This is a genomic window from Hephaestia caeni (assembly GCF_003550065.1).
Lineage (GTDB): Bacteria > Pseudomonadota > Alphaproteobacteria > Sphingomonadales > Sphingomonadaceae > Sphingomonas > Sphingomonas caeni_A.
In genome coordinates, this window is record NZ_QXDC01000004.1 from 469265 (window position 1) to 483468 (window position 14204).

The 14204-nt window shown below is 67.2% G+C and carries 10 protein-coding genes; 6 read left to right on the plus strand and 4 right to left on the minus strand.

Translation table 11 applies throughout. The features are described 5' to 3' along the window. Positions 1–2238 (minus strand): beta-glucosidase BglX, encoded by a 2238-nt coding sequence (gene bglX, locus DFR49_RS16830; RefSeq protein WP_119036831.1) that lies wholly within the window; start codon positions 2236–2238, stop codon positions 1–3. 103 nt (positions 2239–2341) lie between these two features. On the opposite strand from bglX, the gene DFR49_RS16835 reads away from it, so the two are divergent. Continuing rightward, positions 2342–3448, plus strand: a complete 1107-nt coding sequence (locus DFR49_RS16835) for a Gfo/Idh/MocA family protein (RefSeq protein WP_119036832.1) — start codon at positions 2342–2344, stop codon at positions 3446–3448. Positions 3449–3657: 209 nt separating this feature from the next. Continuing rightward, the gene (locus DFR49_RS16840; protein ID WP_119037272.1) at positions 3658–5637 is read left to right on the plus strand and encodes an OPT family oligopeptide transporter; all 1980 of its coding nucleotides are present in this window, start codon (positions 3658–3660) and stop codon (positions 5635–5637) included. On the opposite strand, the gene DFR49_RS16845 is transcribed toward DFR49_RS16840, so the two are convergent. The 3 genes from DFR49_RS16845 to queF all read right to left on the minus strand — a co-directional run bounded on the left by DFR49_RS16845 (position 5612) and on the right by queF (position 9806). After that, complete coding sequence (locus DFR49_RS16845) at positions 5612–6892, minus strand: glycoside hydrolase family 130 protein (RefSeq protein ID WP_119036833.1); 1281 nt, start codon at positions 6890–6892, stop codon at positions 5612–5614. The genes DFR49_RS16840 and DFR49_RS16845 overlap by 26 nt on opposite strands. A 51-nt stretch (positions 6893–6943) precedes the next feature. Next, positions 6944–9214, minus strand: a complete 2271-nt coding sequence (locus DFR49_RS16850) for a glycosyltransferase family 4 protein (RefSeq protein ID WP_119036834.1) — start codon at positions 9212–9214, stop codon at positions 6944–6946. A gap of 145 nt (positions 9215–9359) precedes the next feature. After that, positions 9360–9806 (minus strand): preQ(1) synthase, encoded by a 447-nt coding sequence (queF, locus tag DFR49_RS16855; protein WP_119037273.1) that lies wholly within the window; start codon positions 9804–9806, stop codon positions 9360–9362. Positions 9807–9886: 80 nt separating this feature from the next. Between queF and DFR49_RS16860 the strand changes: the two genes are divergently transcribed. The 4 genes from DFR49_RS16860 to DFR49_RS16875 all read left to right on the plus strand — a co-directional run bounded on the left by DFR49_RS16860 (position 9887) and on the right by DFR49_RS16875 (position 14144). Further along, positions 9887–10726: a sulfurtransferase gene (locus DFR49_RS16860; protein WP_119036835.1), complete on the plus strand. Its 840-nt coding sequence runs from the start codon at positions 9887–9889 to the stop codon at positions 10724–10726. Continuing rightward, on the plus strand, positions 10723–11907 hold the full coding sequence (metC, locus tag DFR49_RS16865; protein ID WP_119036836.1) for a cystathionine beta-lyase: 1185 nt from the start codon (positions 10723–10725) through the stop codon (positions 11905–11907). Before DFR49_RS16860 ends, metC begins: the two co-directional genes overlap by 4 nt. Continuing rightward, positions 11904–13193, plus strand: coding sequence for a mechanosensitive ion channel family protein (locus DFR49_RS16870; protein ID WP_119036837.1), 1290 nt, complete (start codon positions 11904–11906; stop codon positions 13191–13193). Before metC ends, DFR49_RS16870 begins: the two co-directional genes overlap by 4 nt. Positions 13194–13373: 180 nt before the next feature. Further along, positions 13374–14144: a TorF family putative porin gene (locus DFR49_RS16875; protein WP_119036838.1), complete on the plus strand. Its 771-nt coding sequence runs from the start codon at positions 13374–13376 to the stop codon at positions 14142–14144. The last annotated feature ends 60 nt before the right edge of the window (positions 14145–14204 follow it).

Below are 14204 nucleotides of genomic sequence, written 5' to 3' on the forward strand. Positions count from 1 at the left end.
TCACTGGCCCGCCAGCGCGAAGCGCGCCGATTGCGTCGCAGTCGAATCATCGCCGACCCACAGCTTGAAGCCGCCCGGTTCGGTCCCCCATGTCATGTCGCGGCGCACGAAGGCGAGGTCGTCGGGGGTCAGCGTGAAGGTCACGTCGCGCGCCTCGCCGGGCGCGAGATCGATCCGCCGGAACCCCTTCAACTGCCGCATCGGCCGGCTGACACTCGCCAGCTCGTCATGCACGTAGAGCTGCGGCACCGCCGCGCCCGCACGCGTACCCTCGTTGCGCACCGTCACCGTGATGGTGATCCTCCCCCCTTGCGTCAGCGTCGTCCGGTCGAGTCGCGGCGCGCCATAGCTGAAATGCGTATAACTCAGCCCATAGCCGAACGGAAACAGCGGCGTGTTCTCCTCGTCGACATAGCGGCTGGTATAGACGCCCGCCTTGGGCCGCCCGGTCGGCAGCGCGTCGTAGGAAAGCGGCACCTGCCCCAGCGATCGCGGCACCGTGATCGGCAGACGGCCGGAAAAATTCGCATCTCCGAACAGCAGGTCGCCCAGCGCGTTGCCCGCCTGATCGCCCGCCAGCCACGCAAAGACCAGCGCGTCGGCATGGGTTGCAAGCCACGGCACCGCCAGCGGCCGCCCGCTCACCACCACCGCGACCACGGGCGTGCCCGTCGCCGCCACCGCCTTGGCAAGGTCGAGCTGGCGCCCCGGCAGGTCGATCGAGGCGCGGCTGTTGCCCTCGCCGATCATGTCGATCGAATCGCCGAGCACCAGCACCGCGACGTCCGCCGCCTTCGCTGCCGCCACCGCCGCCGAGATCCCCGCTTCGTCGGTCTCGGCGCCCTTGACGCTGACGCCCGGCGCATAGCTGACCTGCGCCTTGCCGCCCGCGACGCCCCGGACACCCGCGAGCATCGTCACCACCTCGCCGGGCACGCCGAGCGCGGGCATCGGCCCCTGCACATCGCGCTGGAGATCGGCCATCGGCCCGATCACCGCGATCCGGCCCGCCTTCTTCAAGGGCAATACGCCGGTGTTCCTGAGCAACACCATCGCCTGCCGCGCTGCCTGCCGGGCCAATGCGCGATGTTCCTCCAGCACCGCCCCGGCCATGCCCGATCGGTCGCCGTAGCGATACGGATCGTCGAACAGCCCCAGTTTGTATTTGGCCTCGAGCACGCGCCGCACCGCCGCATCCACCTCGGCGATCGGCACCTTGCCGTCGCGCACCAGCGTCGGAAGCTGTTCCAGATACGTGCCGCTGTGCAGATCGATATCGATTCCCGCGCGCAGCGCCATCCGCGCCGCCTCGGCGGCATCGGCGGCGACCCCGTGGACGGACAGTTCCTTCACCGCGTCGTAATCCGACACGATCAGCCCATCCCATCCCCAGTCGTCACGCAATGTGCCGGTGAGCAAGGCGCGGCTCGAGGTCGCGGGCACGCCGTCGAGCGTGTTGAACGCCGCCATCACCGAGCCGATGCCGGCATCCGCGACCGCCTTGAACGGCGGCAGGTAGACGTCGCGGAACAATCGCGGCGGCAAGTCGACCGCATTGTAATCGCGCCCCGCCGTCACCGCGCCGTAACCCGCGAAATGCTTGGCGGTCGCGAGCATCGTGTCTTTCGCGGCAAGGTCGTCGCCCTGGAAACCCTTCATCTGCGCCACCGCCATCGCGCTGCCCAGATACGGGTCTTCGCCCGCGCCTTCGACGACGCGCCCCCAGCGCGGATCGCGCGCGATGTCGAGCATCGGGCTGAACGTCCAGTCGACCCCGTCCGAAGTCGCCTCGATCGCCGCCGCGCGATGGACGCGCTCGACCAGCGCGGTATCCCATGTCGCCGCCAGCGCCAGCGGCACCGGCATCACGATGCGATAGCCGTGCGCGACGTCGCCCATGAACCACACCGGGATCTTGAGCCGCGATTGCATCGCCATGTCCTGGATATGGCGCGTATAGGCGGCGACGTCGTGCCCCGGCATCACCCCGTTGGTGCCGCCCAGCAGCCCGCGCCGCGCGAGATCGTCCACGTCGCCGTAATCGCCGCCGAGGATCGAAAGCTGCCCCGCTTTCTCCTCCAGCGTCATCCGCGCGATCAACCGATCGACCGTGGCGCGCATCGCGGCATCGGGCGAAACAGCCTGCGCCAGCGCCGGCGCCCCGGCAAGCGGCAGCGGCGCGAACGACAGCGTGGCAAGCGATAGTGCGGCCGCGGCCGCGAACAGCATCCTCTTCATGAAGTAACCGGTTACATGGACGGCCGCGCAATTTCCAGTAGCGCTCGCGTGGATGTGGGCTAGGCTATGCCCCTCACTGCGGGCGGGCAGGCAGGAGAGACGCATGATCGACTTCACACGACGCGACATGATCGCCGCCGCCGGTGGAATCGCCGCGCTGGCGCTGCCCGGCGCCACCGCTTGCGCGCGCGCCGACAGTCGCACGCTCGGCTATGCCGTCGTCGGCCTCGGCGGCTACGGCCTCGGCCGCATCGTCCCCGAATTCGCGAACTGCGCCCACAGCCGCCTCACCGGCCTCGTCAGCGGCGATCGCGCCAAGGCCGAGCGCGTCGCGGCCGAGCACGGCGTCCCCACCCGCAACATCTACGATTACGCGAATTTCGATTCGATCGCCGACAATCCGAACATCGATATCGTCTACGTCTGCCTGCCCAATTCGATGCACGCCGAATACACGATCCGCGCCGCCAAGGCCGGCAAGCACGTGATGTGCGAAAAGCCGATGGCGATCTCGTCGGCCGAGTGCGAGGCGATGATCGCGGCGTGCAAGGCGGCCGACCGCAAGCTGATGATCGGCTATCGCTGCCATTTCGAGGCGACCAACCTCGAGGCGATGCGCCGCGCGCGCGCCGGCGAGATCGGCACGCCGCGTTATTTCCGGTCGGAGCACGGCTTCGTCCAGGGCGATCCCACCAAATGGCGCCTCAAGAAAGCGCTCGCGGGCGGCGGTTCGCTGATGGATATCGGCATCTACGCGCTCAACGCCGCCCGCTACATGACGGGCGAGGAACCGATCGCGGTCTACGCCCACGAACAGACCGACCGCAGCGATCCGCGCTTCCACGAAGTCGAGGACATGATCGAATTTCAGCTCGAATTCCCCTCGGGCGTGATCGGATCGTGCATGTCGATGTACAGCGCGAACCAGAGCCACATCCTGCTGATGGGCGACAAGGGCCGGATCGAACTGGAGCCCGCGACCGGCTATTCGGGCCACCGCCTGTGGGTAGGCCGCGGCCGCGAGACCGAGATCACCCCGCCCCCCGGCCCCGGCAAGACGCAATGGGCCGGCCAGCTCGACCACCTCGTCCAGTGCATCGTCGAGGACCGCGAACCGATCGTCAGCGGCACGGAAGGGCTGCGTGACTTGCGGATCATCGAGGCGATCTATCGCTCGGCGAAGGAGCGGGCGCGGGTGGGGCTGGCGTAGCCCGGACCAACCGGAAGCGCCCCATTGCGAGCCACCGGCGCGACATGGCAGCGCCCGCCCCCAACTTCCCGCTGTCCTACATACGTCGCTTTGTGCCACAACCGCGCTATGCACCTGCGCGCCCCTTTCGTGATCGTCCGCTGCCCGCGGGCGCGGCGGAAACGGAACTGCGCCACACTCTCCACTTCATCCACTTCGGGGGCCTCGCTTTGACCGACACCGCCACGCCGCGCGCCGCGCGCCCGCTCGCCGAACTCACGCTGCGCGGTATCCTGCTCGGCGGGATCATCACGCTGCTGTTCACCGCCGCCAACGTCTATCTCGGGCTCAAGGTCGGACTCACTTTCGCCACCTCGATTCCGGCCGCGGTCATCTCGATGGCGATCCTGCGCGGGTTCAAGGATTCGACGATCCTCGAAAACAACATCGTCCAGACCGTCGCCTCGGCGGCGGGGACGCTGGCGGCGATCATCTTCGTGCTGCCGGGCCTGATCATGATCGGCTGGTGGCAGGGCTTCCCCTATTGGACGACCGCCGCGATCACCGGCACCGGCGGTATCCTCGGCGTGCTGTTCTCGGTGCCGCTCCGCCGCGCGCTCGTCGTCGATACCCCACTGCCCTATCCCGAAGGCCGTGCGGCCGCCGAGGTGCTGCGCGTCGGCTCGGGCTCGCGCGAGGGCGCCGAGGAAAGCAGCAAGGGACTTACCATCCTGATCTGGAACGGCGTCGCCTCGACGCTGTTCGCGATTCTCACGCAGACGCGGCTGCTCGTCGGCGAGGCGTCGGTGTGGTTCCGCGCCGGGCCGGGCGCGACCGGGATCGCGGGCAGCCTGTCGCTCGCGCTGATGGGGGTCGGCCATCTGGTCGGCATTTCGGTGGGCGCGGCGATGTTCCTCGGGCTCGTCGTCGGCTGGTGGGTGCTGCTCCCGTTCCTGACCGCCGCGCATCCGATCGCCGGCGGTGCCGAGACCTGGGCGAGCACGATCTTCTCGGCCGACGTGCGCTTTTTCGGCGCGGGCGTGATCGGGGTCGCGGCGGTGTGGACGTTGGTCAAGATCGCCGGCCCCGTCATCGGCGGCGTCCGTTCGGCGATGGCCGCCAGCCGCGCGCGCGAGCACGGCGATACGCTCGCGCTCGAGGAACGCGATCTGCCGATCGGGATTGTGTTCGGCGGCTCGCTGTTCATGATGCTGCCGATCGGCTGGCTGCTGTGGACGGTGCTCCAGGGCGGCACGCTGACCGGGTCGGCCGCGGCGCTGATCGGCGGCGCGCTGCTGTTCGTGCTCGTGATCGGGCTGCTGATCGCGGCGGTGTGCGGCTATATGGCCGGGCTGATCGGCGCGTCGAACAGCCCCGTCTCGGGGATCGGCATCCTCTCGGTCGTCGCTGCCGCGCTGCTGCTGGTCGGGCTGTTCGGGCGCGACAACGACGTTTCGACGACGCAGGAACTGGTCGCCTATGCGCTGATCGTCACCGGCATCGTGTTCGGCGTCGCGACGATCTCGAACGACAACCTTCAGGATCTCAAGACCGGCCAGCTCGTCGGTGCGACGCCGTGGAAGCAACAGGTCGCGCTCGTCATCGGCGTGATCTTCGGGTCGCTGATCATCCCGCCGGTGCTCGATCTGCTCAACACCGCCTTTGGGTTCGCGGGCGTGCCCGGTGCGGGGCCGAATGCGCTGCCCGCCCCGCAGGCGGCGCTGATCTCGGCGCTTGCCAAGGGGGTGCTCGGCGGCAGCCTCAACGCCGCGATGATCGGCTGGGGCGCGCTTGCGGGCGTCGGCTTCATCATCCTCGACGAAGTGCTGGGGCTGCTCAAGAAGCTGCGCCTGCCGCCGCTCGCGGTGGGGATGGGCATCTATCTGCCGATGAGTCTGATCCTGCCGACGGTGATCGGCGCCGTCGTCGGGCGGTTTTATGAACGCTGGGCGGACAAGCGCCCCAACCCCGATTTCGCGCGGCGGATGGGCGTGCTCACCGCGACCGGGCTGATCGTCGGCGAGTCTTTATGGGGCGTGGTGTTCGCCGGGATCGTCGCGGGTTCGGGCAGCGACGCGCCGCTCGCGCTGGTGGGCGAAGGCTTCGCGCCGATCGCGCTCGTCGCCGGGGTATTGCTCTATTTCGCGCTGGCGTGGTTCCTTTACCGCCGCACGCGCGCGGCCGTCACATCGTCGCCAGCAACGCACTGACGGCGACGAAGGCGAACGCGATCGAGCTGTCGGCGACGCCGTAGGGGATGAAGATATTGTCCCCCTGGAGCAGCGCGCCACAGCTATAGACGACGTTGGGCACATAGCCCTCGCGATCCTCGTCGGCGGCGGCAAGGATCGGCTCGCGCGTGCGGCCGATCACCTTTGAGGGATCATGCTTGTCGAGCAGCACCGCGCCGATCGAATATTTGCGCATCGCGCCGACGCCGTGGGTCAGCAGCAGCCAGCCCTCGTCAAGCTCGATCGGCGGCCCGCAATTGCCGATCTGGACGAGTTCCCACGGATATTCGGGCTTGAGCAGCAAGCTGCCTTCGTCCCAATGCGTCAATTGATCGGAGGTGATCAGGAACAGATTCTCGCCGTCCTGCCGCCCGATCATCATATACTGGCCGCCGATCTTGCGCGGGAACAGCGCCATGCCCTTGTTGCGCGCCGCGCTGCCCGTCATCGGCACGAGATCGAACGCCCGGAAATCGCGCGTCCGCATCAGTTCGGACTGGATCACCGAGCCGTTATACGCGGTGTAGGTGCCGAGCCATTCGAAGCTGCCGTCGTCATGTTCGAAGCGCACCAGCCGCAGATCCTCCAGCCCTTTCGATTGCGCGTGGGTGATCGGGAAGATCACCGTGCCCGACAATGTCGAATCGCGGTGACGGTGGACGGTGACCGCCCCTTGCGGAAGTTCGCCTTCGTGGTCGGCGACGTCGGTCGCAGTGGCGAAGGGCGGCTCGGGCGCGAGCTTGAGCTTGCGATCGCCGGTGATGATACCCTCACGGAACGCGATCGACGAGATGTGCCCCTCACCCACCGCGCGCATCGACATCAGGATGCGCAGGCTGCCCGGCGGCATCCCCGACTGATCGAAATGCGGCACCGCGCTCGGGTTCATCAGCGCAGCGGCGGCATAGCTGTATTCGTGGCAGAAATAAGCGCCGATCAATTGGCGCTTCTCGTCGCCGATCGCGGCGCCGTCGAGGTCGAGCAACGCCTCGATCTCGTCGTAACGGGTCATGAACACGCGCCGCGTCTGCCAGTGGCGCGCCTCGAAATCCTTGAGCACCGCCTCAAGCTGCGCGCGCGCGTCCTCCGGCCGCATCGTCAGCACTGCGGAGACCATCCGCTCGACCCGCGCCGAGGCCGCCCCGTTTGCGCCCCAACCGATATGGAACGGCCGCACGACAACGCGCGATGGATCGGCGTGCAGGCGCAGCGCGTGGTTGAACAACTCGAGCAAAGGTGGCGCCCCCGCGACTGGCTTCGGTACGTACGGCGACGCGAACCAGCGTTACGCGACGGCGCGTTCCGGCTTTGCCACGGGTCCGGCTGCTTTTGAAAGAGCCGAAATCGCACATGAGGCGAGTTGAAGCGCGAGGATCGACTCGGCGCCCTGGTTGCGATTGACCCCACCGGGCATCAGTCCGTCGAAGCAGCCGCCGTCGCGCGGTGAGGCGAGCGGCGCGTCGAGATCGTTCGCGCCCAGGAACCAGTGATAGGCGCGCGTCGCCTCGTCGAGCCAGCGCCGATCGTCGGTCGCGGCATAAGCGACCGCACAGGCATCGATCGTCGCCTGCGCTTCGAGCGGCTGCTGGTCGAACGGCATCGGCTCGGCATATTCGCGGCCGAAGCTTTCGGTGCCGATGGCGCGGAAACGGCCGTCGGGCGAGGTCTGGCGCGCGATGATCCAGGCGAGCGTGTCGAGCCCGCACGCGACCAGATCGTCACGGCCGAGCGCCAGCCCTGCGCGCAGCATCGCCTCGGGCAGGCGGGCATTGTCGTACGCGAGCACGATCTCGAACCACTGCCATTCGGGTCGCCGCGCGCTGCCAAGCAGCGCCAGGAAACCGTTACCGAACTGCGCGAGCGTTCGCCTGGCGATCGCATGATCGGGGGAGATGTCGAGCATCGCGGCGGCACCGAGCATCGCAAACGCTTCGGCGCGCGGGCTGCCGAGATCGAACGCGAGTGCCGCGGTCTGATCGTAGAGCGCGCGCGCCCAATCGCGATGCTTGGCCATCTGCGCGTCGCGCGCGACGACGCCGAGCGCCCATAAGGTGCGGCCGTTCGAATCCTCCGATCCCGCGTCTTCACACCACGAGCGATCGAAATTCATGAAATTGCGAAACCGGCGCGCCTCCTCGTTCCACGCATGCTGGACGAACGACGCGTAGATCGTCGTCCAGCGATCGCGGACATCGTCGGCGAGATCCTCGATCTGCGTCATCAGGATCAGCGCGCGCGCATTATCGTCGATGCAATAGCCGTGGCGGCGATCGGGCACCGAATAGAGCGCATGCTGGAGCATCCCGGTCGCGTCGCTCATCCGCGCGACTGCTTCCAGGCTGGGGGCGAGCGGCGTCAGCGCATGGCGCGCCGGGGCGAGCCGGCGCGGCTTCGCAGCGATCGCGGCGTCGATCTGATCGAGCGCCGCCTCGGCGGCGCGCGGCCAGATCATCGTGCGTCCGCGCGCATAGGCACGCTCGGAAAGACGGCGGCGGTCGCCATCGTTCGACAACAGACGAACGATCTCGCGGGCGAACCCCGCACTGTCACCGAAGTCGACGAGCAGGCCGTGGCCGTCGGCGAGGATTTCGGTCGCGTGGATATAGGGCGTAGAGATCACCGCCTTGCCGACGCCGACCGCATAAGAGAGCGTGCCCGAGGTGATCTGCGCCGGGTTGGGATAGGGCGTGACGTAGAGATCGGCCGCCTGGAGATACTCGATCAGATCGCCCTGCTCGACGAACGCATCGATGAAGGCGATGTTGTTGCCGACCCCGAGATCGTGCGCCAGCGCCTTCAGCCGGTCGCGATACGCCTCGCCTTCGTGCGCGACGAGATTGGGGTGCGTGGCGCCGAGCACGACGTAGAGCAGATCGGGCACCTCGGCGACCGCGGCGGGCAGCGCCTCGATCATCGTCTCGATGCCCTTGCTCGGCCCGAGCAATCCGAAGGTCAGCACCACCTTGCGGCCATCCCAGCCGAAGCGCGCCTTGAAATCATCGGGATCGGCGAAGGGGCGATTGGGCACGCCGTGCGGGATCATCGCGATCGTCTTGGGCTCGGCATCGTAGACGCGCTCCAGGATCTCACGTCCGCGCTCGGCCATCACGATCACCCGCGACGCGCGACGCAGCAGCGCCTCCATCACCCGGCGCTCATCCTCGCCGGGATGGTCGAGCACGGTATGGAGCGTGACGACCAGCGGCAGCGAAACGCGTTCGAGCAGCGCCAGCAGATAATCGCCGGCGACACCCCCATAGATGCCGTATTCGTGCTGAACCCATAACACCTGCGCGCCGCTATCCTCGATCGCGCGCGCGGCTTCCGAATAGGCGAGCCGGTCGTCCTGGGGAATCGTGCGGGTAACCTCGGGCGGGAAATCATATGTCCCGCGATCATCCATCGCGTAGACATCAACCCGAACATCTGGAAAGCGATCGCGCAGCGCGTTGAACGTATCGGTGGTGAAGGTCGCGAGACCGCATTTGCGCGGCAGGAAATTGCCGATGAGCGCGATGTGATCGGCGCGCCGTTCATCATTCACAACCACCTGCATCGCCAATCCTTTCGCCTGCGCAACATGGGCCTTACGCCCGCACGATCACCTCATGCTCAACGGTTTCCGTTCAGCATGGTTGCATATATTGTGCAGTGCAGCAAGAAGATTCGCGTCGATCGGGACGGGAAATACGCCCGGCCGGTCACCCGCGCCCGCGATATCCCGGCACATCCTGCGCCGGAATCCAGACGTCGGCAGGCGGCGCCGCCGTCTGCCAGAACACGTCGATCGGGATGCCCCCGCGCGGATACCAATAACCGCCGATCCGGAGCCAATGCGGCTTCATCTCCGCAACCAGCCGCTCGGCGATGCCGACGGTGCAATCCTCGTGGAAGGCCGCGTGGTTGCGGAAGCTGGCGAGAAAGAGTTTGAGCGACTTCGATTCGACGATCGTTTCGTCAGGCACGTAATCGATCACCAGATGCGCGAAGTCGGGCTGCGCCGTGACGGGGCAAAGCGACGTGAATTCGGGCACGGTGAAGCGCACCAGATAGCGCTTGCCGGGGCGCGGGTTGGGCACATAATCGAGCCGGGCCGCCTCGGGCGAGGCGGGCATCGGGGTGGGCTTGCCGAGGTGGGTGGTTTCCATGATCGCCATATAGGCCGCCACCGCGCCGGTGAAAACGCCTCCGGCTCGACGCCCGTGTCGCGTCACGATAGGAGAAGCCAATGGACGCGCTTGTTTCCACCGAATGGCTCCAGGCCGAACTGGGCGCGCCCGATCTGCGTGTCGTCGACGCCTCTTATTTTCTTCCCGATCATCACCGCGACGCCCGCGCCGAATTCGAGGCCGCGCACATCCCCGGCGCGACGTTTCTCGACCTTGCGACGCTCGCCGATCCCGACAGCCCGCTGCCCTCTACCGTGCCCCCCACCATGCTCTTTGCGGCGCGGATGGGCGCGATGGGAATCGGCGACGCCAGCCGTGTCGTGCTTTATGACGATTCGCCGCTCCGCAGCGCGGCCCGCGCGTGGTGGCTAATACGCTTGTTCGGCAAACGCGAGGTCGCGATTCTCGACGGCGGGCTCGCCAAATGGCGCGCCGAGGAGCGCCCCCTCGACGCGGGCCGTTCACCGGTGGGCGATACGCGCTTCGTTCCGCGCGGGGACCGCGCCGACCTGCGCACGATCGATGCCATGCGCGCCAATCTCGATCACCCGGCAGAGCAGGTGATCGACGCGCGCGCGCCCAGCCGCTTCCGCGGCGACGAGCCCGAACATCGCCCCGGCGTCGAGCCGGGCCATATTCCGGGCTCGCGCAACCTCCCTTATGCCCGACTCTTTCATGACGTCGGCACCTGGAAGCGCGGCCCCGCGCTCGCGGCCGAATTCCGGGCCGCCGGGATCGATCTCGATCGGCCGATGACCGCGACCTGCGGCTCGGGCATCACCGCCGCCGTGCTTGTGTTCGGCGCGTATCTGCTCGGGCGCCGGGCGGCGCTCTACGACGGATCATGGACCGAATGGGGCGGTGATCCCACCACCCCGAAAGCGAAGGGAGACGCGTGAGCAAGCGCGACGGCATCGGGGCAGGCACGCGGCTCGTCGCTGCGGGGCGGCGCGAGGAATGGACTCAAGGCATCGTCAATCCGCCGGTGTGGCGGGCGTCGACGATCCTCTACGATTCGATCGCCGACATGCGCGCGACCGGGGGCGATACCCACCATCGGCTCTATTACGGCCGCCGCGGCACGCCGACGCAATGGGCGCTCGCCGACGCGCTGACCGAACTCGAACCGGGCGCCGAAGGCACGTTCCTCTATTGCTCGGGCGTCGCGGCGATCGCGGCCGCGCTGCTGTCGGTGCTCTCGCCGGGCGACGAACTGCTGCTCGTCGACAGCGCCTATGAGCCGACGCGCGCAATGGCCAGGGGGTTGCTCGCGCGCTTCGGCATCACGACGCGCTTCTACGATCCGCTGGTGGGCGCCGGCATCGCCGAGCTGATCGGCGACAAAACGCGCGCGATCCTGATGGAATCGCCGGGCAGCCTGACCTTCGAGGTGCAGGACGTGCCCGCGATCGTCGACGCGGCCAAGGCGCGCGGGGTGACGACGCTGATCGACAATACCTGGGCGACGCCGCTGTTCTTCCCCGCCATCGCCGCCGGGGTCGATCTCTCGATCCTCGCCTGCACCAAATATGTCGTCGGCCATTCGGACGTGATGATGGGCTCGGTCACCGCCGGGCCGGGCCATTTCGCGAAACTGCGCCAGACCAGCTTCGAGCTAGGCCAGGTCGCCGCGCCCGACGATTGCTGGCTGGGCTCGCGGGGCCTCAGGACGATGGCGGTGCGGCTCAAGCATCACGAACAGAGCGCGCTCGAGATTGCACGCTGGCTCGCCGACCGCAACGAGGTCGGCGCGGTGCTCCATCCCGCATTGCCGTCATGCCCCGGACACAAGATTTTCGTGCGCGATTTCAAGGGATCGTCGGGGCTGTTCGCCTTCGTTCTCAATGGCGCCGACGAGGCGAGCCGCGCCGCGTTCATCGACGCGCTCGATCTGTTCGGGATCGGCTATAGCTGGGGCGGCTTCGAAAGCCTGGCGACCCCCGCCGACCCGCATCGCGCGCTCGACACGCCCGATCATGGCGGTGCCATCGTGCGCCTCCAGATCGGGCTCGAGGATACCGCCGACCTGATCGCCGATATCGAACAGGCGCTGGACGCGTTCCGGGCCGTACGGGGATGAACGGGATCGACCGCTGGCTCGGCGCGAACGGCATCACCCTTCCCACGGGCGCGGTGCTGATCGAGGCAGCGGTTGCGCTCGGGCTCGCGCTCGCCTGCCTCGCCGCGGGCTATGCTGCGGGGCACCTGTTGGGGCCACGCACCGCCCGGTTCTGGACACGTCGGATCGGTGGCCATGTCGAAGGGCTCGGCCCGCGCATGGGGGTGATCATCCGTTACCTGTCCGCGTTCGTCCTCGTCTCGATCGTCTTCAGATCGCCGCACGCCTGGTATACCCCCGCGAGCATCGTGTTCGGCCTCGTGCTGGGGGGCACCGCCGCGCTCCTCGCCGTTCAGGTGCTGCGCGGGCTCAATCTCCCGCGCTGGATGGCGTGGCTGGTCGCGGCGGTGTTCTTCGTCGCGTTGCTGAGCAATGCCGTCGGCGGGCTCGACAAGATCACCGAGACGCTCGACATGATCGGGTTCAACCTCGGCAAGCATCGCTTCTCGCTGATGGCGCTGGTCACGATCCTGGTGACGTTCGTCGCGCTCTTCGCCGGTTTCCGCCTCGTCAACCGCGTGCTCAGCCATTCGATCGGCCAGTCGCATTCGCTCGACCCGACGCAGCGGCTGCTCGCGCAGAAGCTCGCCGCGATCGCGGTGATCGTCGTCGCCTTCTTCTTCGGGATCGACCTGCTCGGCATCGATCTCACCACCTTCGCGGTGTTTTCGGGGGCGTTCGGCCTCGCGGTGGGCTTCGGGTTGCAGAAGACGATCGGCAATCTGATCGCGGGCATCATCCTGCTGATGGATCGATCGATCAAACCCGGCGACGTGATCGTCGTCGGCGACAGTTTCGGCTGGGTCAACAAGATCGGCGTGCGTGCGGTCTCGGTGCTGACGCGCGACGGCAAGGAGCATCTGATCCCGAACGAGAATCTGATGACGCAGGAGGTCGAGAACTGGTCTTATTCGGATCGCAACGTCCGCGTGCGCATCCCGGTGCGGGTCTCGTACAAATCCGATCTGGAGCGCGCGCAGGCGCTGATGATGCGCGCCGCGGTCGAAAGCCCACGCACGCTCGACAGCCCCAAGCCCAATGTCCGCCTCACCGCCTTCGGCGACAGCGCCGTCGAGCACGAAATCCTGGTGTGGATATCCGATCCCGAAGGCGGCGTCGGCAGCGTGCAATCCGACGTGCTCATCCGGCTGTGGCAATTGTTCAAGCAGAATGGGATCGAAATCCCGCTCGCGCAGCGCGACATCCATCTTCATCGCGCGGACCCTGCTCTGGACGGCACCGCCTGATCCCGTGTTGCGTGCGCGCCACAGGCGCACGCCGAACCGACCGCCGGCGCAGGATTGCCTGTTGTGCGATGCAGCAAGATCAGGCAGATTCTCCGTTCCGGTCGAACGGGGCGCGATACGACGCCGCATCGGCGGGCGCAGGCGGAACATCGGCTTTCTTCAACCAAGGACAGAAAAACGATGCGCTTCACCATCTTCAGCTTCGGCGCGTTCGCGCTGCTCGCGGCGGTACCCGCGGCCGCGCAGGATACCGCCCCGCCGCCACCGGTCCGCGTTACGGGCAACGTCACGCTCGTGTCAGACTATCGCTTCCGCGGCCTCACGCAATCGGATGAGGCCGGCGCCGTCCAGGCGACGGTCAACCTCAATTCGGCCGCCGGATTCTATGTAGGGAGCTTCGTCTCGACGATCGACGACAAGGTATCATTGCCCGGTTATGGCGGCGCCGAGGTCGATCTCTACGGCGGCTACGCCAAGACGCTGTCGAACGGCATCGGGTTCGATGTCGGGATGCTTTATTATTACTATCCCGACGCGGTAAGCGGCCTCGATACCGACTTTTTCGAGCCTTATGCCTCGGTCAGCTACACGATCGGGCCAGTGTCGGCGAAACTCGGCGGCAACTATGCCTGGGGCGGCCAGAAGGGCCTGGATTTCACCACCGGCAACGACGACAACCTCTACCTCTATGGCGAGGCGGCGCTCGGTATCCCATCGACGCCGGTCACCCTCAAGGGGCATGTCGGCCACACCAACGGCGCGCTCGGGCTCTACAACCCGATTCCAGGCGACGACAAATATTGGGACTGGTCGGTTACCGCCTCGGCGACGGGCGGCCCGCTGACGGTCGGGGTGACCTATCTCGACACCGACATTTCCAACACCGGCGGCTTCGCGCAGCGGCTTGGCCGCGGATCGACGGTACTCGGCTCGGTCGGCTTCGCTTTCTGAGAGATCGATCCGTTCGTCGCCGGATCACGTCCGGGGACGAACGGATCAGTTAAAGACCGT